Origin of the sequence: Pseudomonas sp. IT-P171, assembly GCF_949767765.1 — a bacterium.
GTDB lineage: Bacteria > Pseudomonadota > Gammaproteobacteria > Pseudomonadales > Pseudomonadaceae > Aquipseudomonas > Aquipseudomonas fluorescens_B.
On record NZ_CATKQN010000060.1, the window covers coordinates 93,849 to 114,116 of the forward strand.

Here is a 20,268-nt window from a genome sequence, read left to right on the forward strand (position 1 = left end):
TTTCGAATATTCGGTAAAGCGACGTTTCCGGCTACCGCATGTGGCGAGGGCTAGCTTGATCTCTCGCCACTGGCAGCAGGCGTTGCCAACAACCCTGTAGGAGCGAGCGGTACGGCGACCCGACTTGTCTCGCTCCTACAGGGTTGCCGGGCATTTGTCAGACCTTCTTGTGCTGTTCGACCCACTTCCCATAGGCATCGATGAATTTTTGCAAGAACGGCTTGAGCGACTCGGACAACTTACCCGTCTCGTCGAACGCTGTGCCGGCACCGCCGATGTACGCTTCCGGTTGCTGCATGCACGGCACATCGAGAAACACCATGGACTGGCGCAGGTGATGGTTGGCGCCAAACCCACCGACCGCCCCCGGTGAAACGCTGATCACCGCCCCAGGCTTGCCACCCCAGGCGCTCTTGCCATAGGGCCGCGAACCGACGTCGATCGCATTCTTCAAGGGCGCCGGCACCGAACGGTTGTATTCCGGCGTGACGAACAGCAACGCGTCGGATGAACTCACTTGTTGCCGGAAAGTGCTGTAGGCTGCCGGCGGTGAAGCACCATCGATGTCTTCGTTGTACAGCGGCAGGTCGCCAATTTCGACGATGTTCAGTTTGAGATTTGCAGGAGCCAGATCGGCCAGGGCCAACGCGACCTTGCGATTGATCGATTCCTTTCTCAAGCTGCCGACCAGAACGGCGATCGTATAGACGTTGCTCATGGAAGATTCTCGACTGTCCGATGGAAGAGCTTGTAGTTATAGATGACGATTCACTCAGCGGACGACTGAAAATACCGTCCCTGACTATTTTTTTCCTGTAGGAAAACTTACCTCGCCCAACCACGGTCTACAGAACCGCAAATTGAGTGATTTATCTCCAGAGGTTCTAAGCAGATGGCAGCAGTACTCGTCGGTCAGTTCCATGCAAGAGACGCAGAAGGCCGTGTCTATTCCGTGCATGAGTTCCAGGAATCCACCCCGTCGGCAGACGGTCTCGCCGGCTCCGTGCCTGTGACCACTTATAAGCTGGCCATTGGCGATCGCGTAAGAAAACTCGATGACAACCAGTTTTTGCTGGTGCAATCGGATGTCACCATCGTGCGTGAACCCGACACCTATGTCGACAAACTGCCGGAAACCAACGTAGCCTCATAACCTCGCGTTATGAGCAGAAGTCTTGTGCGCGGACTTGGGTTAGGATTCAGCCACTGACTCCCTCACCTGCTGAACATGGACTTCACGCATGCGTTTACGTCATATCGAAGTGATACAGGCGCTTCTGCAGACCGGTCACCTGGGCACCGCCGCCGAATGGTTGCAGTTGCCAGTGGCCGAGGTCGAAAGCATTCTGCGTGACGCTGAGAGTCAGCTGGGTTTCATGTTGTTTTCCAGCGTGCGTGGACGCTTGCAAGCCACGCGCGAGGCGCGGGAGTTACAGGTCGAAATCGCCCACGTCTACGAGGCGCTCGAACCGGTCCAGCGTCTGGCCAGCAGCCTCAAGCAGTATCAGGCCCCACCCCTTCGCATCATTTGCACGCCGCCTCTGGCTCAACAGTTGCTGCCCCAGAGCATCGCGGCCCTGCGTCGGCGTCTGCCCGACGTGCCTTGCAGCCTGTTGAGCCAACCCACCCGCGACATCGTCCGAAGCCTGCTGCTGCGCGAAAGCGATCTGGGCCTGAGCCTGCACGACCCCGATCACGCGGATATTCATTGTCAGGTCATTGCCCAGGGCAAACTGCAGCTGTTGGCCCCCCACGGCTGGCTGCAACCGAAGCAGAAGTACATTTCGCTGCAGGATCTGGCGGGCCAGTCGATGGTCGGCCTGGAAGGTCATGATCCGCTGAGCCCGGCGCTCGACAACAAACTGCACGGGCTACGCCCTGCCCCCGTCGTCCACACCCGGGTTCAGACACACCAGATGATGCGCAGCATGGTCGAGGCCGGTGAGGGTCTGGCGATTGTCGATCCGTTCACCGCACTCGGGGCGAAATCCGCGGGCCTGGACGCCTGCCCGCTGGCGCCCGCCGTACCGATCAGCGTCTACGCCCTGACCTTGAAGAACGGCGAGCCTTCACCGGCCGCTCAGGCCTTGCTGGATATCGTCACGGAACAAGCCGTGGCGATGTTGGCGAGCTGATCGGGTTTTCCAGCGGATTATCGAACAATCGATACCAGAACAACGCGATCTCGGCGGTGTTGGGGTCGATGCCGCGATAGCGCAGATGATCGATACCGCCAATCACATACCCGCATCGCTCATAGAGCCGGCAAGCCCCCAGGTTGTTGTTCTGGGTTTCGAGCATGATGCCCGGCAGTTTTTTCTTGCGACTCCAGAACTGCGCCACATCCAGCAACGCCTTGGCCACGCCATGGCGCCGCGCCGGCGCATGCACCGCCAGCTCGTCGATGTGGGCAAAGCCGTTCCAGTTGGTGCTGACCACCAGGTGGCCCACGGGCTCATCATCGAGATACGCCATGAAAATCGCACTGTCGGCGGCATCGCGGAAACTGCTGAATTCCTCGGGATCTATGCCATAGCACTTGCGGTAAGGGGTGATCGGTGTCACCGGCCACTGCTCCACCGGCTTGCCGATTTCGGCTGCGCCATAGGCCGCGACTTCAAAGCTGAAATCACTGCCCCAGATATAAGCGGCGAAACCATCGTCGGCAACGCGCACTGACAGCCCTGGGTATTTCGGATTCATGACCGGTTGCATACTGGGAAAGGTCCTCACTCCTTGATGCAATCGACGGTGTAATGCCGCCCATTGCCCTCGTCTTCGTGTTGCAAGCCGTGCACATCGGCGACAAACCCCGGGAAACTACTGTCGAACGTGCGGGCAAACGCCAGGTAATCGATGATCGAGCGGGTTGATTCGGTGAAACGTTCACCGGGCATGATCAACGGGATCCCCGGCGGGTACGGCACCAGCATGACGGCGGCGATGCGGCCGTCCAGCGCATCGATCGACACGGCCTCCACCTCGCCTCGCACCAGTTGATCATAGGCGTCGGCCGGTTTCAGGGCGATTTCCGGTAGCACCGTGTACATGCGCTTGAGATGTTTGGCGGTGGCATTGCTGCGGTAGCAGGCGTGCAATTGATCGCATAGATCGCGCAATCCCATGCCCTTATAGCGCGCACCGTCCTGCTGCGCCACGCACGGCAGGCAGGTCGAAAGGCTGACGTTGCCGTCATAGCTGCGCTTGAACTCCAGCAACTCGGTCAACAGCGTGCTCCATTTGCCCTTGGTGATACCCATGGAAAACAGCACCAGGAACGAATACAAACCGGTCTTCTCGACGACCAGCCCGCGCTCCCAGAGAAACTTGCTGACCACCGCCGCCGGAATCCCCCGCTCGCTTAACGCGCCGCCCGCCGTCAGGCCCGGCATCACCAGCGTGACTTTGATCGGATCGAGCAGCACATAGTCGTCGGTCACGCCGCCAAATCCGTGCCAGTCGGCATCTGGTTGCAGCAGCCAGTCTTCAGTGACCACACGTTCGATGCCTTCCACGGACGGCGGCTGCCAAATGGAAAACCACCAGTCATCGGCAGCAATGTGTTGCCGCAGGTTCGCCAGTGCCCGGCGAAAACTCAAGGCTTCGTCGAACATTTCCTGTAACAGGGAACGACCGGCCGGGCCTTCCATCATGGCCGATGCCACGTCCAGCGAAGCAATGATGCTGTACTGCGGCGACGTGGAGATGTGCATCATGAACGCTTCGTTGAAGCGGTCGCGGTCCAGTTGCCGGGCGCCGCCATCCTGAACATGAATCATCGAGGCCTGACTGAACGCCGCCAACAGTTTGTGCGTGGAATGGGTGGTGAACACCAGCGGGCTGTCTTCGCTGCGGGAAGTGCCCATGCCGTAACGCCCGGCGAAGAACTCGTGAAACGCCGCGTAGGCATACCAGGCCTCATCAAAATGCAGCACTTCGACGCTGTTGCCCAGGCTTTGCTTGATCAGTTCGGCGTTGTAACACAGGCCGTCGTAGGTGGAATTGGTCACCACCGCCAGTTTGACCTTGGGTGCGCGGCCCTTGGTCAGCGGGCTGGCGTCGATCTTGGCCTGGATCGACTCGCGGCTGAATTCGCTCAGCGGAATCGGGCCGATGATCCCCAGCTCGTTGCGCTCCGGGCACAGGTACAGCGGAATCGCGCCGGTCATGATGATCGAGTGCAGCACCGACTTGTGGCAATTGCGGTCCACCAGCACCAGGTCATCGCGGGCAACCATGGAATGCCAGACGATCTTGTTGGCGGTCGAGGTGCCATTGATCACGAAAAAAGTGTGATCGGCGCCGAAGTTGCGCGCCGCTCGTGCTTCCGCCTCGGCGAGCGGGCCGGTGTGATCGAGCAGCGAACCCAGTTCGGGCACCGACACCGACAAATCAGAACGCAGGGTGTTTTCCCCGAAAAACTGGTGGAACGCCTGCCCCACCGGGCTCTTGTGATACGCCACGCCACCACCATGGCCGGGCGTATGCCAGGAATAATTGGAGTCGGCGGTATGTTGCACCAACGCCTTGAAGAATGGTGGCAACAGGCCGTCCAGGTATTTACGTGCGGCTCGCGCGACCTGCCGCGCCAGAAACGGCACGGTGTCTTCGAACAGATAAAGAATGCCGCGCAATTGATTGAGCTCGTCCATCGCATCGGCCGGGGCGTTTTCCAGCGTCACTTGCTCGCCCAGCGCGAAGATCGGCAAGTCCGGCGCACGCACCCGCGCCAGGCTGATCAGTTCGGCCATGTTCTGTAGCAGATGAGAGTTGGCGCTGGGATCTTCAGCGGCAATCAACATGCACGAGAGACCGTGATGGGTCGACGCGACCAGCCGCCCCTCGGCGTAATCCACCGCCGAGACAATGCTGAAGCCTTCCTGCTCCAGCTCCCGGGCGATGCCACGCACGCGATCACCGGCGACGGTGTCGGCCTTGATGTCGCGATGGACGATCAGGACCGGGAATTTCAGATCTTTGTACATGGGGCTCAGTGTCCTGAGGCGGCAGGCCCTGGCCTGCCAATACCCTCAGGGTAGAGGGTCGAGGCGGATGTGGCGAGTGCAATGCCCCGAAATGGGTCATCGTGGGCGGCAGGCTTTATCAAGATCTATTGGAAGGGCCTACGCCTGAGCTTCAGCTTCAGCCTCAGCCAGTTGCACCCACAGCGCCGGAGCGCCGGCAGATTTGGCAATGGCTTCCATCCGCGCCACGTGCCGGGCCAGGTCATCTTCGCTGGCGCGAATGATCCGGGTCCGCTGACGGTCAGCCGGCAAGCGGCGGATTTCGGTGGCGGAGTTGTCCGCGCCTTCGCCGGAACCATTGCCATCGGACGCGTTGCCGGCCAGCGACAGGCTGGTCTGGCCGCCGGTCATGGTCAGGTAGACGTCGGCGAGAATCTCGGAGTCGAGCAAGGCGCCGTGAAGTTCACGGCCGGAGTTGTCGACGCCATAACGTTTGCACAAGGCGTCGAGGCTGTTGCGCTGCCCCGGGTGACGTTCCCGGGCCATCATCAGGGTGTCGAGGATCGAACAGTGTTGCGTGATGTCAGCACGATCGTGCTGACCCATGAGGGCGAATTCGTTGTTGATGAAACCAACGTCGAACGCGGCGTTATGGATGATCAGCTGCGCACCCTTGATGAATTCGAAAAACTCATCGGCCACTTCAGTGAAGCGTGGCTTGCCCACCAGGAATTCGTTGGTAATGCCGTGGACGCCAATGGCGCCTTCGTCACTTTCGCGGTCCGGTTGCAGGTAAACGTGGAAATGCCGGCCCGTCAGGCGCCGACCGATCAACTCGACACAACCGATTTCGATAATCCGGTGGCCGTCGGTCACCGGCATGCCGGTGGTTTCGGTATCGAGTACAACGGATCTGGTGGCCATCAGTGCTCAGCTCTCAACGGGTCAATCGTGCAAAAGCGGCGATGTTAACACGCTCGCCGGTTGAGCTCGAATCAAGCCTGCTTGTACCCACGCACTTCATCCACGCCACGATTGGCGAGTTGGTCGGCCCGTTCGTTGCCGTGATGCCCGATGTGCCCGCGCACCCATTTCCAGGTGACGTTGTGACGGTTGACCTGCTCATCCAGCAGCTTCCACAGGTCAGCGTTTTTCACCGGTTCTTTCGCCGCCGTTTTCCAGCCGCGTTTCTTCCAGTTGGCCATCCACTCGTTGATGCCTTTCATTACGTACTGGGAGTCGGTCACCAGCAGCACATCACAGGAACGCTTGAGTTCCTCCAGCCCGCGGATCGCGCCCATCAGTTCCATGCGGTTGTTGGTGGTATTGGCTTCGCCGCCCCAGAGTTCTTTTTCAACGCCCTTGCACACCAGCAATGCGCCCCAGCCGCCAGGGCCAGGGTTGCCTTTGCAGGCGCCGTCGGTGAAGAGTTCTACGCTATCGCTCATGCCAATCTATCCAGAAAATGCGGTGGCTCGCCGATCAGCGATCGACGATGCCCGAGGCCGGGGCAAACCCGGCCGGGAATAAAAACAGGGGTTACGGTTCGATATTGCGTCGGTTGACCTTGGCCATCGGCAGGGGGATCAGCTTGCCCATCGGTTCGCGACGTTCCTGACGAAGCGGCCGCAGGCCCACCACAATCTTGCGCGCCACCAATAAATAGAAGCCGCCGCCAGACAATTGCCAATCACCGGCCTTGCGCTCCCAGCCGGCCAGACGGGCTTGCCAGGCGGGGGACGCCAGCGGCGGACGATAGCACCCGAAGCGGCGTTTCTCCAGCGCGAAGCCCAGCAGGTTCAACCAGTCGCCGACCCGTGACGGTGAAATGCAACGGGCCTTGCGCAAGGCGTCATGGGCGAACACGTGACGCAACCCCCACGTGCTCCAGGGGTTGATCCCGACAATCAGCAAATGCCCGCCAGGGCGAACGCTGCTCGCCGCTTCACGCAGCAAACCGTGGGGTGAGAGGCAAAAATCCAGGCCATGCTGCAGCACCACCACATCGGCGGCATGCTCGCTCAACGGCCAGGCTTGTTCTTCACAGACGATTTCAACACCCGGCAACGGCGCGCCCAGCCGCACATTGCGCTGGACCTGCGGGGCGGACGGCGGTGTTTCGGCCGAAGGACCATAATGCACCAGATAGCCACCAAAGAAGCGCCCCAGCTCGTCTTCAAGCATGCGGCGTTCTTCGTCCAGCAGAAATTGTCCGAGGGGGCCGGACAGCCATTCACGGGCCGCGCTGATCAAGGCCAGCCAGTCAGGATCAGCCTGAGCGAACGCTTTATCGGTCATTGCATTCTCCAACGCGCCAGGAAGTTCTAAGATGCGCCATTGTTTTCCGCTTGGCGAATCCGACGATGATACAGATCACAGCCCTGCCCGCCTTCACCGATAACTACATCTGGTTGTTACAAGATACCGACACCCGGCGCTGCGCCGTGGTCGATCCGGGCGATGCCGCGCCCGTGCTGGACTGGCTTGCGGCCAATCCGGGCTGGGTGCTGAGTGACATTCTGATCACTCACCATCATCACGACCATGTCGGCGGCGTCGAGCAGCTGAAAAAAGCGACAGACGCGAAGGTCTACGGCCCGGCCAGCGAAACCATCCCGGCGCGGGACGTCGCGCTCAAGGACAACGATCGTATCAACGTGCTGGGTTGGGACTTCGATGTGATCACCGTTCCCGGTCATACCCTGGGGCACATCGCCTTCTACCATGAGGGAACGCTGTTTTGCGGTGACACCCTGTTCGCCGCCGGTTGCGGGCGCCTGTTCGAAGGCACGCCCGAGCAGATGCATGCGTCGCTGACGCGCCTCGCTTCGTTCCCAGAGGATACGCGGGTCTATTGCACCCATGAATACACCTTGAGCAATCTGCGCTTTGCCGCAGCGGTCGAGCCTGGCAACCCGCACACCGCCGAACGCCTGGCCAACGTCACCGCACAACGGGAAGCCGGAATCATCACACTGCCCTCTACGCTGGGCCTTGAAAAGCTGACAAACCCGTTTTTGCGCACTGGCGAAACATCCGTTAAAGAAAAAGTGGACGAACGGAACGGCGCTCATAACCGGGCTCCCAGTGCGGTTTTTGCGGCTCTGCGCGCTTGGAAAGATACGTTCTAAACAGCGTTGCCGTTGGTAGCAAAAATCTGAATGGTTGACCGCAGGGGGTGCGCTTTCTAGAATCCCCCGACATTTTTGCCCGGAACTTACTTCCAGCCAATGTCGTCATCTATTCGTAAAGCCATCAATTCAGACGCATTGACCCGCTTGGCTCAAGCCATAGCGGTGGCTGTGTCCGCCACATTGGCGGGCTGTTCCAGCCATGTGCCACAGACCGACGCGACCCACACCCCGAATATCGCCGCTCGAGCCAAACAGAAGCCCATCTGGCTCAGCGAAAAGCCGACCCCGCAAATCCCACAGGACGTCTGGGAGCGCATGCGCCAGGGCTTCCAGTTGCAGGAAGGCCTGGGCGTCAACCCGCGCATCGAGCAACAGCGCCTGTGGTTCGCCAGCAACCCGTCTTTCCTCGAAAACGCCGGCGAACGCGGCAGCCTCTACATTCACTACATCGTCGAACGGCTTGAAGAACGCAACATGCCGCTGGAACTGGCGCTGCTGCCAGTGATTGAAAGCGCCTACAACCCGATGGCCTATTCCCGGGCCAATGCAGTTGGCTTGTGGCAATTCATTCCTTCCACCGGACGTTATTTCAACCTGCGTCAAACCCGTTTCTATGATGGCCGTCGCGACATCACCGCTTCGACCACCGCCGCCATGGATTACCTGACCCGCCTGCACGACATGTTCAACGGCGACTGGCTGCTGGCCCTGGCAGCCTACAACGCCGGTGAAGGCACGGTCAGCCGGGCCATCGAGCGTAACGAAAAGCTCGGCCTGCCGACCGATTACTGGAACCTGCCGCTGCCGGCCGAAACCCAGGCCTATGTGCCGAAGCTGCTGGCCTTGTCGCAAGTGGTGCTGGCCCCGGAAGCCTACGGCGTGAACCTGAACCCGATCGCCAATGAACCGTACTTCCAGGTCGTCGAAATCAACCAGCGCATGGACCTGTCCAAGGTCGCCGCGGTGGCCAATATCGATGAAGACGAACTGTTCCAGCTCAACCCGGCCTTCAAGCAACGCACCACTATCGACGGTCCTCAGCATTTGCTGGTGCCGACGTCCAAGGCGCAGCTGCTGACCGCCAGCCTGTCGACCATGCGTCCCGAAGAATTGATCAGCAAGACGCCGCTCAAGCCGGTATTTGAAGGCGCAGACGACACCCAGCTCGCCAGCCTCAAACGCGCCTACCGGGTTAAACGGGGCGACAACCTTGGCACCATCGCCAAGGCCAACAAGGTCGAGGTCAAGGACCTGCAACGCTGGAACAAGCTGACCGGCAAGGACCTCAAGGTCGGCCAGACGCTGGTGATGCAGGACAAAACCAAGCGCAGCAACGGGCGCATCAACACCGTCGTGGCCGCCAATGCCAAGACGAAGACCAAGAAGCCGCAAACCCAATACAAGGTCCAGCAGGGTGATTCGCTCTACATGGTGGCCAAGCGTTTCAACGTTGAAATGCAACACCTCAAGCGCTGGAATCCGCGTGTCGGCCAAGCGCTGAAGCCGGGGCAGATGCTGACAGTTGCTTCGCCACACTAAAAAAGAGCCCCTGACTTCAGGGGCTTTTTTGTAGCCACTTGCGGGACTTTGTGGCGAGGGAGCTTGCTCCCGCTCGGCTGCGAAGCAGTCGTAAACCGAAATACGCGGAGTGCCAGAAATCACCGGGCTCCAGTTTTTGGGGTTGCTTCGCAACCCAACGGGAGCAAGCTCCCTCGCCACAGGTTCTGCGATCGGTCAGACCTTCACCTCACAATTAACCACCCATTAAATCCCCGTCTTTTTCCTGTCCATACAAGCTGTTACTGTACGGCCCACAAAGCCCAAGCCGCCTGGATCGGATCTCTGACTTGAAGCGTCCCCTCCTCCTTCTCCTGATCAGCCTGGCCTTGAGCTCTTCCGCAAGCGCGACGATCAGCGAAAGCCATGGTTATGCGCAGTTCGGCACGCTCAAGTACCCGGCCAGATTTACCCACTTCGACTGGGTCAACCCGCAAGCGCCCAAGGGCGGTACGTTGCGGGTGATGGCGTTTGGCACCTTCGATACGCTCAACCCCTACACATTCAAGGGCACGAGCCCGGTCTCCACTGCAAATTTCCTGCAATACGGCATCAACGAGCTGAATGAACCGCTGATGGTCGGCACTGGCCAATACGCACCGTCCGGCGACGAGCCGACGTCCAGTTATGGCCTGATCGCCCAATCGGTGGAATACAGCGAAGACCGCAGTTGGGTGGTGTTCAACCTGCGCCCCGAAGCACGGTTTCACGATGGCACGCCGATCACCGCGTACGACGTCGCGTTCTCCTATCGGCTGCTGCTCAAAGAAGGCCATCCGCAATACCGCACCAATCTTCAGGAAGTGTTGCGGGTCGACGTGCTCAACCCGCAGCGCATTCGTTTTGTTTTCAAGCGTGCAGGGAATCCGCTGTTGATCCTGCGCCTGGGCGAGTTGCCGGTGCTGCCGCAGCATTACTGGAAAGGTCGCGACTTCAAGGCCACCACCTTCGAGCCGCCGCTGGGCAGCGGTCCTTATCGCATCACCTCGGTCACGCCCGGACGCCAGATTGTGTTTGAACGGGTCAAGGATTACTGGGGCAAAGACCTGCCGGTCAATCGCGGCAAGTACAACGTCGACCGCATGGAAGTCGAGTTCTACCGCGACAGCGACGTCGCGTTCGAAGCCTTCAAGGCCGGCGAGTTCGATATCTATATCGAGCATCAGGCGAAGAACTGGGAAAACGGTTACAACTTCCCGTCCGTGCGACGGGGCGATGTCATCAAGGCGCAGATCCCCCATCAGATCCCGACCCAGAGCCAGGGCCTGTTCATGAACAGCCGGCGACCGGCGTTTTCCGACGCCAGGGTCCGTGAAGCGCTGGGGCTGATGTTCGACTTCGAGTGGACCAACCGCACGCTGTTCAGCGGGGCCTACAAGCGCGCCATGAGTTATTACCCCAACAGCGAGTTCTCGGCCACCGGTCTTCCGGTCGGTCATGAATGGTTGATGCTCAAGCCGTTCCGCGAGCAATTGCCCGCCAAGCTGCTCACCGAGCCGTTCAGCCTGCCGCAGACCCAAGGGCGCGGCATTCCACGGGAAACCATGCGCAAGGCCCTGAGCCTGCTCGCCGAAGCTGGCTGGAAGCTGGACGGCCAACACCTGCAGAACGCGGCCAAACAACCACTGCGCCTGGAAATCCTGCTGGTCAACCCGAACCTGGAACGCATCCTCCAGCCTTATGTCGAGAACCTCGCCAGCATCGGCATCGACGCCCGTCTGCGCACGGTGGACCGCGCCCAGTACAAGCAGCGCCTCGATCAGTTCGATTTCGACATGATCCTGATGACCCTCAACCAGACCCTCAGCCCTGGACTTGAGCAATGGCAGTATTTCCATTCCAGCCAGGTCGGGGTCAAGGGCAGCAAAAACTACGCGGGCATCGCCAATCCGGTGGTCGATCATTTACTTGAACAATTGCTCGCCGCCCAGACCCGCGATGAACAGGTTGCCGCCGGCAAAGCCCTGGACCGCGTGCTGTTGTGGCAGCACTACATCATTCCCAACTGGTACCTCAATTATCACCGCCTGGCCTACCGCAACCGGTTCGCCTTTGTCACCACGCCGCCCTACACCCTGGGCCTGAGCGCGTGGTGGCTGAAGTCTTCGGAGAAAGATCGATGAAACCCATACGTGCCCTGCTCTTGCAGGCCAGCGGCCTGTTGTTCGCCGGGCTGGCCTGTGCCGCCCCGCAACACGCCCTGACCCTGTACAACGAGCCGCCAAAATACCCGGCCGACTTCAAACATTTCGACTACGTGAACCCGGATGCGCCCAAGGGCGGAATTTTCCGTCAGGCCGGATTCGGTGGCTTCGACAGCCTTAACCCGTTTATCAGCAAAGGCGTGCCGGCCGACGATATCAGCCTCATCTACGACACCCTCGCCAAACAAGGCCTGGACGAGCCATTCACCGAATACGGACTGGTCGCCGGCAAGATCGAAAAGGCCCCGGACAACAGCTGGGTGCGTTTTTACCTGCGCCCCGAAGCGCGCTTCCACGATGGTCATCCGATCCGTGCCGACGATGTGGTGTTCAGCTTCCAGACCCTGATCAAGGATGGCGCGCCGCTGTACCGCGGTTACTACAGCGATGTCGAAGAAGCCGTCGCCGAAGACCCGCTCACCGTCCTGTTCAAGTTCAAGCACAACAACAACCGCGAACTGCCGCTGATCCTCGGCCAGTTGCCGGTATTGCCGAAACACTGGTGGGCGACCCGGGATTTCAACAAGGGCAACCTGGAAATGCCATTGGGCAGCGGTCCGTACAAGGTCAGCGAAGTGAAGGCCGGGCGTTCGATTCGCTACGAGCGGGTCAAGGATTACTGGGGCAAGGACCTGCCGGCCAACCGTGGTTTCTACAACTTCGACGTGATGACCACCGATTACTACCGCGACAACACCGTGGCCCTGGAAGCACTCAAGGCCGGTCAGTTCGATTTCTGGCTGGAAATGAGCGCAAAGAACTGGGCCAACGCCTACAACATCCCGGCGGTCGCCGAAGGTCGACTGAACAAGGAACAGATCCCCAACGGCAACCCGACCGGCATGCAGGGTTTTGTGTTCAACCTTCGCCGCCCGGTGTTCCAGGACGTGCGCGTGCGCCAGGCGCTGACGTTGCTGCTGGACTTCGAATGGACCAACAAGCAGCTGTTCAACGGTGCCTATGTGCGCACCCGCAGTTACTTCGAAAACTCGGAAATGGCAGCCACGGGCTTACCGGATGCCGATCAGTTGGCCATTCTCGACCCGTTCCGCGGCAAGATCCCCGAGCAAGTGTTCACCGAGGCGTTCCAGAACCCGGTGACCGATGCCAGCGGCATGATCCGCACACAGCAACGCAAGGCTTACCAGTTGCTGCAAGAAGCAGGCTGGCGGATCGTCGACGACAAAATGGTCGACGCCAATGGCAAGCCGGTGACCATCGAATTCCTGCTGGCGCAGACCGAGTTCGAGCGAGTGCTGCTGCCGTTCAAGCGCAACCTCAGCGATCTGGGTATCGACCTGGTGATCCGCCGGGTCGACGTCTCGCAGTACATCAACCGCGTGCGCTCACGGGACTTCGACATGATCGTCGGCAGCTTCCCGCAGTCCAATTCGCCGGGTAACGAACAGCGTGAATTCTGGATGTCTGCCGCCGCCGACAAACCCGGCAGCCGTAACTCCATGGGTTTGAAAGACCCAGTGGTGGACCAACTGGTGGAGCAACTGATCAACGCCGATTCGCGCAAAAGCCTGGTGGCCCACGCCCGCGCACTGGACCGCGTGCTGCAATGGGGCTATTACGTGATCCCCAACTGGCACATCAAGACCTGGCGTGTAGCTTACTGGAACCACATCGGTCATCCGAAAATCTCACCCAAGTATGACATCGGCACGGCCACCTGGTGGATCAAGCCCAACGTGGCACCGGCGATAGAAGTCGAAACCAAACTGCAAGCCGACCCTGCGGGCACGGAGTAATAGATGCTGGCGTATATTTTTCGGCGACTGCTGCTGATCATCCCGACCTTGTTCGGCATCCTGCTGATCAACTTCGTGATCATCCAGGCCGCTCCCGGTGGGCCGGTGGAACAGATGATCGCCAAGCTCGAAGGCTTCGAAGGCGCCACCAGCCGCATTGCCGGCGGCGGTGCCGAAGTGTCGGTGGCCGGCTCGGCCTATCGTGGCGCGCAAGGCCTGGACCCCGCACTGGTGAAAGAAATCGAGCACATGTACGGCTTCGACAAATCGGCGCCGGAACGTTTGTGGATCATGGTCAAGAACTACGCCACCCTGGATTTCGGCGACAGTTTTTTCCGCGACGCCAAGGTCATCGACCTGATCAAGGAAAAAATGCCCGTATCGATTTCCCTCGGGCTATGGAGCACGCTGATCATGTACCTGGTGTCGATCCCGCTGGGGATCGCCAAGGCGACGCGACATGGCAGCCACTTCGATGTCTGGACCAGTTCGGCGATCATCGTCGGCTACGCGATCCCGGCGTTCCTGTTTGCCATCCTGTTGATCGTTGTGTTCGCCGGCGGCAGCTATTTCGACTGGTTCCCGTTACGGGGACTGACCTCGAACAACTTCGATGAACTGAGCATGGGCGGCAAGGTGCTCGATTACTTCTGGCACCTGGCGTTGCCGGTCACCGCGCTGGTGATCGGCAACTTCGCGACCATGACCCTGTTGACCAAAAACAGCTTCCTCGACGAAATCAACAAGCAGTATGTGGTGACGGCAAAAGCCAAGGGCCTGACCAATCACCGCGTGCTCTACGGCCATGTTTTCCGTAACGCCATGCTGCTGGTGATCGCCGGTTTCCCGTCGGCCTTCATCGGGATCTTCTTCACCGGCTCCTTGCTGGTCGAGGTGATTTTCTCCCTCGACGGGCTGGGGCTGATGAGTTTCGAAGCCGCGATCAACCGCGATTACCCGGTGGTCTTCGGCACGCTGTTCATCTTCACGCTGCTCGGGCTGGTGGTGAAGCTGATCGGTGACCTGACCTACACCTTTGTCGATCCGCGCATCGATTTCGAAAGCCGGGAGCATTGAGATGAACCTGTCCCCTCTCAATCGTCGGCGTTTCGAACTGTTCAAGGCCAACAAGCGTGGCTGGTGGTCGCTGTGGCTGTTTCTCGTGCTGTTCGGCCTGAGCCTCGGTGCCGAGCTGATCGCCAACGACAAACCGCTGGTGGTGCATTACGACAACAGCTGGTATTTCCCGGCGATCAAGCGTTACCCGGAAACCGCGTTTGGCGGCGAGTTCCCACTGGAAGCCAACTACAAAAGCCCCTACATCCGCGAATTGCTCAAGGCCAAGGACGCCTGGGTCCTGTGGGCACCGATTCCCTATAGTTACCAAAGCATCAATTACGACCTGAAAGTCCCGGCTCCGGCGCCGCCGTCGGCCGACAACCTGCTGGGCACGGACGACCAGGGGCGCGATGTGTTGGCGCGAGTGATTTACGGGTTCCGGATTTCGGTGCTGTTTGCCCTGACGCTGACCATTCTCAGCTCGATCATCGGCGTGATCGCAGGTGCCTTGCAGGGTTTCTATGGCGGCTGGGTGGATTTGGCCGGGCAACGTTTCCTGGAGATCTGGTCCGGGTTGCCGGTGCTGTATCTGCTGATCATTCTCGCCAGTTTCGTCCAGCCAAATTTCTGGTGGCTACTGGGGATCATGCTGCTGTTCTCGTGGATGAGCCTGGTGGACGTGGTGCGTGCCGAGTTCCTGCGCGGGCGTAACCTTGAGTACGTGCGCGCCGCCCGGGCGCTGGGCATGCAGAATGGTGCGATCATGTTCCGCCACATCTTGCCTAACGCGATGGTTTCGACCATGACCTTCATGCCGTTCATCCTCACCGGCGCCATTGGTACCCTGACTGCCCTCGACTTTTTGGGCTTCGGCTTGCCGCCGGGCGCGCCGTCCCTGGGTGAGCTGGTGGCACAGGGCAAATCCAACCTGCAAGCGCCGTGGCTCGGCATGAGCGCGTTTGCGGTGCTGGCGTTGATGTTGAGTCTGCTGGTGTTCATCGGCGAGTCCGCTCGCGATGCCTTCGACCCGAGGAAGTGAAATGAATCAGGACAATCTGATCGAAGTGCGCGACCTGTCCGTCGAATTCGTCGTCGGCGATCGCTGTCAGCGTGTGGTCGAAGGCGTCAGTTTCGACATCAAGCGCGGTGAAACCCTGGCGCTGGTGGGTGAAAGCGGTTCCGGCAAATCGGTGACCGCGCACTCGATCCTGCGCTTGCTGCCCTACCCGCTCGCCCGGCATCCGTCCGGCACCATCGAGTATTCGGGGCAAGACCTGCTGAGCCTGAAAGAGAAAACCATCCGCCATATCCGTGGCAACCGGATTGCGATGATCTTTCAGGAGCCGATGACTTCGCTCAATCCATTGCACTCGATCGAAAAGCAGATCAACGAAGTCCTGGGCATCCACAAGGGTCTGATCGGCAAAGTCGCGACCAAACGCACGCTGGAGTTGCTGGAGATGGTCGGCATTCCGCAACCCGAGAAGCGCCTGAAAGCCCTGCCCCACGAATTGTCCGGTGGCCAGCGTCAGCGGGTAATGATCGCCATGGCCCTGGCCAACGAGCCGGAACTGCTGATCGCGGATGAACCGACCACCGCGCTGGACGTGACCGTTCAGCTGAAAATCCTCGAATTGCTCAAGGAATTGCAGGCCCGCCTGGGCATGGCGTTGCTACTGATCAGTCACGATTTGAACCTTGTACGAAGAATTGCGCATCGCGTATGTGTCATGCAGCGCGGTTGCATCGTCGAACAGGCATCGTGCGAAGAGTTGTTCCGCGCGCCGCAGCATCCGTACACTCGGGAACTGCTGGCAGCGGAGCCCAGCGGGACGCCGGCGACCAATGTCATCGGGCCGCCCTTGCTGCAGGTCGAGGACCTGAAAGTCTGGTTCCCGATCAAGAAAGGCTTGCTGAAAAAAACCGTCGACCACATCAAAGCGGTGGACGGGATCAATTTCAGCCTGCCTCAGGGCCAGACCCTGGGGATTGTGGGAGAAAGTGGTTCGGGCAAGTCGACCCTCGGGTTGGCGATTTTGCGGCTGATCGGCAGCAAAGGTGCGATCCGGTTTGAAGGCAAGCAGCTAGACTGCCTGACGCAGCAACAGGTTCGACCGCTGCGGCGGGAGATGCAGGTGGTGTTCCAGGACCCGTTCGGCAGCCTGAGCCCGCGGATGTGCGTGAGCCAGATCGTCGGCGAAGGCCTGCGGATTCACAAGATGGGCACCGAGGCGGAACAGGAACAAGCGATCATTGCGGCACTCAAGGAGGTAGGTCTGGATCCGGAAACCCGGCACCGCTACCCCCACGAATTTTCCGGCGGGCAGCGGCAGAGAATCGCCATTGCCCGGGCATTAGTGCTAAAACCGGCGCTGATATTGCTGGACGAGCCTACATCGGCCCTCGACCGGACAGTGCAGCGCCAAGTGGTGGAGCTTTTGCGTTCACTGCAAACCAAGTACAACCTGACGTATCTGTTTATCAGCCATGACCTGGCTGTCGTCAAAGCGCTGAGCCACCAGCTGATGGTGGTCAAGCATGGCCAAGTGGTCGAACAGGGAGACGCGCAAAGTATCTTTGCCGCCCCCCAACATCCGTATACACAGCAGTTGTTGGAAGCCGCTTTCCTGGCACCAGCCACTGCGCAATAACCTGAAAGAGAGGAGCAACACATGGGTTTTCTCGCCGGTAAGCGCGTACTGATCGTCGGTGTCGCCAGCAAGCTGTCCATCGCATCCGGCATCGCTGCCGCCATGCATCGCGAGGGCGCTGAGCTTGCCTTCACTTATCAGAACGACAAACTCAAGGGTCGTGTCGAAGAGTTCGCACAAAGCTGGGGTTCCAACCCTGACCTGTGCTTCCCGTGCGACGTGGCCAGCGATGAAGAAATCGCCAAGGTCTTCGAAGCACTGAGCAAGAAGTGGGACGGCCTGGACTGCATCGTGCACTCCGTCGGCTTCGCCCCGGGCGATCAACTGGACGGCGACTTCACCGAAGCCACCACCCGTGAAGGTTTCCGCATCGCTCACGACATCAGCGCCTACAGCTTCGTGGCCCTGGCCAAAGCGGGTCGCGAAATGATGAAAGGCCGCAATGGCAGCCTGCTGACCCTGTCGTACCTGGGCGCCGAGCGCACCATGCCGAACTACAACGTGATGGGCATGGCCAAGGCTTCGCTGGAAGCTGGCGTGCGTTACCTGGCCGGCTCCCTGGGCCCGGACGGCACCCGCGTCAACTGCGTATCGGCCGGCCCGATCCGCACCCTCGCCGCTTCCGGCATCAAGAACTTCCGCAAGATGCTGGCCGCCAACGAAGCGCAAACCCCGCTGCGTCGCAACGTCACCATCGACGAAGTCGGCAACGCCGGCGCCTTCCTCTGCTCGGACCTGGCGTCCGGCATCAGCGGCGAAATCATGTACGTGGACGGTGGTTTCAACACCACGGCCATGGGCAGCATCGAAGAGTAATCTTCGGTTCGGCCATTAAAAAACCCGCCTCCCGAGACGGGTTTTTTTGTGCCTGCGATTTCAGGGTTCATGCAAGCCCGCTTGTATGTTCAGACTTGAAGGGGTCCAGACACTTCGCGAACAGCTGCTGGATCGGTTGCATGCGCTGGCTGTAACGCTGCAACAGGACGATCTCGCGGTAGAAGGTCAGCTCGCCCAACCGGATAATCCTGACCTTCGCGCCATACTCCAGCCACAACCCGGCTTCGGGAAGCAGGGACACGCCCAATCCGCATTCAACCATTTTGACGATGGCTTCCAGTTCATCCAGTTCCAGGGCCACTTGCACGTCCATCTGCTGCTCACGCAGAAACCGCGTCACCAGGCGGCCACCGAATGAATTGCGGTCGTAACGCACATGGGGATGGCTCGCGAGGATCTGCAACGGGTCGTCACCCTCAAGCGCCCGCGGCACGATCAGCACAAACGGTTCCCTGCGGAGAACCTGGGCCGACAACTCCTTGGGTAAGTCAAACGGCGGTTTGATCAGAATGGCCAGATCCACTTCGCCGGTGTCGACCTGGCTCAACAGGTTCAGCGACACGCCGGGTACCAGTTTCGGCTCAAGCAACGGTGCTTGCTGGCGCAGGCGCAACAACGCCTGGGGCAGCAACCCGGTCTGGGCCGTGGCCACGGCGCCGATCTTCAACTCGCCGCGATACTCGCTGACATCGTCGCTGACCGCCATCCGGCTGAAGGTTTCCAGCATTTCCCTGGCCATCGGCAATGCCCGTTGCCCCGCCGCATTGAGAATCGCCTGCCGCCCGGTGCGGTCAAACAACCGAATGCCCAGCGCCTGCTCAAGGTTGCGCATCTGTGCGCTGACGGCCGACTGCGTCAGGCCGATGTGCATGCCGGCCGCAGCAAACGTTCCATAACGCGTCACGGCGATAAAGGTCTTCAGTTCACGCAGCATGGCAGTCTCGATTGATCGAAATTATTTGAGCTCGACGCAAAAACTATCGTCTTTCAATCGAAAAGCACAGCGCTAAACTGCCCTTCAACCACCGCCAATCTACGAGGCACCGCGATGCAACTCTCCCCTTTTCACCTGGCCATCCCCGTCTATGACCTTGCGGCCGCCCGGACTTTTTACCGTGACGTCTTCGGCCTGGAGGAAGGCCGCTCCAGCGACCATTGGGTCGACTTCAACTTCTTCGGCCACCAGCTGGTGATTCACCTGGCGCCGAAAAACGCCTCTCAGGAAGCGGCGCACACCAACGCTGTGGACGGGCACGATGTGCCGGTGCCGCATTTTGGCGTGGTGTTGGGGATGGACGAATGGGAGGGTCTTGCCGAACGGTTGAAAGCGCGTGAAACCCGATTTGTGATTGAGCCGGGGATTCGGTTTCAGGGGCTGGTGGGCGAGCAGGCGACAATGTTTCTGTTTGATCCCTGTGGCAATGCGCTGGAGTTCAAGGCGTTCAAGGATATCGGGCAATTGTTTGCCAAGTGAAACAAGGGTGATTTTGAGGGCCTCATCGCTGAATTGCCGGCCTACCGATGCAACGCCCTCTCAGCCTCAACCAGCATTTCATCAATCGAGGGGTGAAGACAGGCGTCATATTCAACCTGCCCAATGCTGAAACGAATGTCATAGCCACGACGCATCGTGGCATTGCGTTCGTCGAGGATTTCTTCGAGCCGCGCCTTGATCGCGGTCAGCTCCACAGCACTGGAACCCGTCAGCAACGCAACAAACTCATCATCGCCGAGCCGACCGATCACGTCGCTTTCGCGAAAGGCGATACGCAGTACGTCAGCGAAGGTTTTCAGCGCATCGTCACCCTCGGCACGACCGTACAGATAGTTGATGCGTTTGAAGTCATCGAGGTCGAAAAACAGCAAGGTGGCCGGAATCTCAAGGCGCTGACAGGTTTCCAGCCCCAATTGGGCCAGTGAAGTGAAGCCATGGCGATTAGAGAGCAGCGTCAGCTCATCCATGCTCGCCATGGTCACGCCTATCACTTCCTGCTCGGCCTGACGTGCCCTGTGACGCAGTACTTCGCGTGCCTGTTGCGGCGAAAGCGAAGGATCAGCGCTAGCGCCATGTTTGACCGGTTTGCCTGGGATCAGCATGACTTGCT

Annotated in this window: 19 protein-coding genes; 11 read left to right on the plus strand and 8 right to left on the minus strand. The window is 59.8% G+C overall.

Annotated features, from left to right (window positions below; translation table 11 throughout):
- Positions 1 to 157 precede the first annotated feature (157 nt).
- The gene (locus tag ACM6I5_RS29500) at positions 158 to 718 is read right to left on the minus strand and encodes an NADPH-dependent FMN reductase (RefSeq protein WP_017338272.1); all 561 of its coding nucleotides are present in this window, start codon (positions 716 to 718) and stop codon (positions 158 to 160) included.
- A gap of 174 nt (positions 719 to 892) precedes the next feature.
- Between ACM6I5_RS29500 and ACM6I5_RS29505 the strand changes: the two genes are divergently transcribed.
- Together ACM6I5_RS29505 and ACM6I5_RS29510 are read left to right on the plus strand one after the other, a co-directional pair.
- Entirely contained in the window at positions 893 to 1,153 is a 261-nt protein-coding gene (locus tag ACM6I5_RS29505; protein WP_017338271.1) for a hypothetical protein, read from the plus strand.
- Positions 1,154 to 1,241: 88 nt separating this feature from the next.
- Positions 1,242 to 2,135, plus strand: a complete 894-nt coding sequence (locus ACM6I5_RS29510) for a LysR family transcriptional regulator (RefSeq protein WP_214383755.1) — start codon at positions 1,242 to 1,244, stop codon at positions 2,133 to 2,135.
- Here the strand turns inward: ACM6I5_RS29510 and ACM6I5_RS29515 are convergent.
- The 5 genes from ACM6I5_RS29515 to ACM6I5_RS29535 all read right to left on the minus strand — a co-directional run bounded on the left by ACM6I5_RS29515 (position 2,101) and on the right by ACM6I5_RS29535 (position 7,262).
- Positions 2,101 to 2,715 carry a GNAT family N-acetyltransferase gene (locus ACM6I5_RS29515; protein WP_017338269.1) on the minus strand — a complete coding sequence of 205 codons (615 nt, stop codon included), beginning with the start codon at positions 2,713 to 2,715 and terminating at the stop codon, positions 2,101 to 2,103. The genes ACM6I5_RS29510 and ACM6I5_RS29515 overlap by 35 nt on opposite strands.
- Before the next feature lie 14 nt (positions 2,716 to 2,729).
- Positions 2,730 to 4,985: an Orn/Lys/Arg decarboxylase N-terminal domain-containing protein gene (locus tag ACM6I5_RS29520; RefSeq protein ID WP_414885210.1), complete on the minus strand. Its 2,256-nt coding sequence runs from the start codon at positions 4,983 to 4,985 to the stop codon at positions 2,730 to 2,732.
- Between the two features lie 138 nt (positions 4,986 to 5,123).
- A complete protein-coding gene (gene dnaQ / locus ACM6I5_RS29525) occupies positions 5,124 to 5,888 on the minus strand; it encodes a DNA polymerase III subunit epsilon (RefSeq protein WP_017338267.1) in 765 nt (254 codons plus the stop codon).
- A 71-nt stretch (positions 5,889 to 5,959) separates the two neighbouring features.
- Complete coding sequence (gene rnhA / locus ACM6I5_RS29530; protein WP_003180633.1) at positions 5,960 to 6,412, minus strand: ribonuclease HI; 453 nt, start codon at positions 6,410 to 6,412, stop codon at positions 5,960 to 5,962.
- Positions 6,413 to 6,503: 91 nt separating this feature from the next.
- A complete protein-coding gene (locus ACM6I5_RS29535; RefSeq protein WP_017338266.1) occupies positions 6,504 to 7,262 on the minus strand; it encodes a methyltransferase domain-containing protein in 759 nt (252 codons plus the stop codon).
- A gap of 65 nt (positions 7,263 to 7,327) precedes the next feature.
- On the opposite strand from ACM6I5_RS29535, the gene gloB reads away from it, so the two are divergent.
- From gloB to fabI, 8 genes are all read left to right on the plus strand, one after another.
- Positions 7,328 to 8,095: a hydroxyacylglutathione hydrolase gene (gene gloB / locus ACM6I5_RS29540; RefSeq protein ID WP_017338265.1), complete on the plus strand. Its 768-nt coding sequence runs from the start codon at positions 7,328 to 7,330 to the stop codon at positions 8,093 to 8,095.
- Positions 8,096 to 8,194: 99 nt separating this feature from the next.
- The gene (locus ACM6I5_RS29545) at positions 8,195 to 9,637 is read left to right on the plus strand and encodes a transglycosylase SLT domain-containing protein (RefSeq protein WP_017338264.1); all 1,443 of its coding nucleotides are present in this window, start codon (positions 8,195 to 8,197) and stop codon (positions 9,635 to 9,637) included.
- Between the two features lie 332 nt (positions 9,638 to 9,969).
- Complete coding sequence (locus ACM6I5_RS29550) at positions 9,970 to 11,778, plus strand: extracellular solute-binding protein (RefSeq protein WP_414885296.1); 1,809 nt, start codon at positions 9,970 to 9,972, stop codon at positions 11,776 to 11,778.
- On the plus strand, positions 11,775 to 13,616 hold the full coding sequence (locus tag ACM6I5_RS29555; protein ID WP_414878263.1) for an extracellular solute-binding protein: 1,842 nt from the start codon (positions 11,775 to 11,777) through the stop codon (positions 13,614 to 13,616). Before ACM6I5_RS29550 ends, ACM6I5_RS29555 begins: the two co-directional genes overlap by 4 nt.
- Positions 13,617 to 13,619: 3 nt before the next feature.
- Positions 13,620 to 14,693 carry a microcin C ABC transporter permease YejB gene (locus tag ACM6I5_RS29560; protein WP_017338261.1) on the plus strand — a complete coding sequence of 358 codons (1,074 nt, stop codon included), beginning with the start codon at positions 13,620 to 13,622 and terminating at the stop codon, positions 14,691 to 14,693.
- Between the two features lies 1 nt (position 14,694).
- On the plus strand, positions 14,695 to 15,714 hold the full coding sequence (locus ACM6I5_RS29565) for an ABC transporter permease (protein WP_017338260.1): 1,020 nt from the start codon (positions 14,695 to 14,697) through the stop codon (positions 15,712 to 15,714).
- Position 15,715: 1 nt separating this feature from the next.
- Positions 15,716 to 17,326: an ABC transporter ATP-binding protein gene (locus tag ACM6I5_RS29570; RefSeq protein WP_414885211.1), complete on the plus strand. Its 1,611-nt coding sequence runs from the start codon at positions 15,716 to 15,718 to the stop codon at positions 17,324 to 17,326.
- Positions 17,327 to 17,347: 21 nt separating this feature from the next.
- Positions 17,348 to 18,142: an enoyl-ACP reductase FabI gene (fabI, locus tag ACM6I5_RS29575; protein WP_017338258.1), complete on the plus strand. Its 795-nt coding sequence runs from the start codon at positions 17,348 to 17,350 to the stop codon at positions 18,140 to 18,142.
- Positions 18,143 to 18,209: 67 nt separating this feature from the next.
- Here fabI and ACM6I5_RS29580 read toward each other — a convergent pair whose 3' ends face one another.
- Positions 18,210 to 19,097, minus strand: a complete 888-nt coding sequence (locus ACM6I5_RS29580) for a LysR substrate-binding domain-containing protein (protein WP_414885212.1) — start codon at positions 19,095 to 19,097, stop codon at positions 18,210 to 18,212.
- Between the two features lie 114 nt (positions 19,098 to 19,211).
- Here ACM6I5_RS29580 and ACM6I5_RS29585 point away from each other — a divergent pair, with 114 nt between their 5' ends.
- Positions 19,212 to 19,637 (plus strand): VOC family protein, encoded by a 426-nt coding sequence (locus tag ACM6I5_RS29585; RefSeq protein WP_414885213.1) that lies wholly within the window; start codon positions 19,212 to 19,214, stop codon positions 19,635 to 19,637.
- 41 nt (positions 19,638 to 19,678) lie between these two features.
- Here the strand turns inward: ACM6I5_RS29585 and ACM6I5_RS29590 are convergent, their stop codons facing one another.
- Positions 19,679 to 20,260, minus strand: a complete 582-nt coding sequence (locus ACM6I5_RS29590) for a GGDEF domain-containing protein (protein WP_414878267.1) — start codon at positions 20,258 to 20,260, stop codon at positions 19,679 to 19,681.
- Between the last annotated feature and the right edge of the window lie 8 nt (positions 20,261 to 20,268).

Bases quoted from the DNA above. Each gene is read 5' to 3' on its own strand.
- ACM6I5_RS29500 (WP_017338272.1), bottom strand. From the start codon at position 718: ATGAGCAACGTCTATACGATCGCCGTTCTGGTCGGCAGCTTGAGAAAG.
- ACM6I5_RS29505 (WP_017338271.1), top strand. From the start codon at position 893: ATGGCAGCAGTACTCGTCGGTCAGTTCCATGCAAGAGACGCAGAAGGC.
- ACM6I5_RS29510 (WP_214383755.1), top strand. From the start codon at position 1,242: ATGCGTTTACGTCATATCGAAGTGATACAGGCGCTTCTGCAGACCGGT.
- ACM6I5_RS29515 (WP_017338269.1), bottom strand. From the start codon at position 2,715: ATGCAACCGGTCATGAATCCGAAATACCCAGGGCTGTCAGTGCGCGTT.
- ACM6I5_RS29520 (WP_414885210.1), bottom strand. From the start codon at position 4,985: ATGTACAAAGATCTGAAATTCCCGGTCCTGATCGTCCATCGCGACATC.
- dnaQ (WP_017338267.1), bottom strand. From the start codon at position 5,888: ATGGCCACCAGATCCGTTGTACTCGATACCGAAACCACCGGCATGCCG.
- rnhA (WP_003180633.1), bottom strand. From the start codon at position 6,412: ATGAGCGATAGCGTAGAACTCTTCACCGACGGCGCCTGCAAAGGCAAC.
- ACM6I5_RS29535 (WP_017338266.1), bottom strand. From the start codon at position 7,262: ATGACCGATAAAGCGTTCGCTCAGGCTGATCCTGACTGGCTGGCCTTG.
- gloB (WP_017338265.1), top strand. From the start codon at position 7,328: ATGATACAGATCACAGCCCTGCCCGCCTTCACCGATAACTACATCTGG.
- ACM6I5_RS29545 (WP_017338264.1), top strand. From the start codon at position 8,195: ATGTCGTCATCTATTCGTAAAGCCATCAATTCAGACGCATTGACCCGC.
- ACM6I5_RS29555 (WP_414878263.1), top strand. From the start codon at position 11,775: ATGAAACCCATACGTGCCCTGCTCTTGCAGGCCAGCGGCCTGTTGTTC.
- ACM6I5_RS29560 (WP_017338261.1), top strand. From the start codon at position 13,620: ATGCTGGCGTATATTTTTCGGCGACTGCTGCTGATCATCCCGACCTTG.
- ACM6I5_RS29565 (WP_017338260.1), top strand. From the start codon at position 14,695: ATGAACCTGTCCCCTCTCAATCGTCGGCGTTTCGAACTGTTCAAGGCC.
- ACM6I5_RS29570 (WP_414885211.1), top strand. From the start codon at position 15,716: ATGAATCAGGACAATCTGATCGAAGTGCGCGACCTGTCCGTCGAATTC.
- fabI (WP_017338258.1), top strand. From the start codon at position 17,348: ATGGGTTTTCTCGCCGGTAAGCGCGTACTGATCGTCGGTGTCGCCAGC.
- ACM6I5_RS29580 (WP_414885212.1), bottom strand. From the start codon at position 19,097: ATGCTGCGTGAACTGAAGACCTTTATCGCCGTGACGCGTTATGGAACG.
- ACM6I5_RS29585 (WP_414885213.1), top strand. From the start codon at position 19,212: ATGCAACTCTCCCCTTTTCACCTGGCCATCCCCGTCTATGACCTTGCG.
- ACM6I5_RS29590 (WP_414878267.1), bottom strand. From the start codon at position 20,260: ATGCTGATCCCAGGCAAACCGGTCAAACATGGCGCTAGCGCTGATCCT.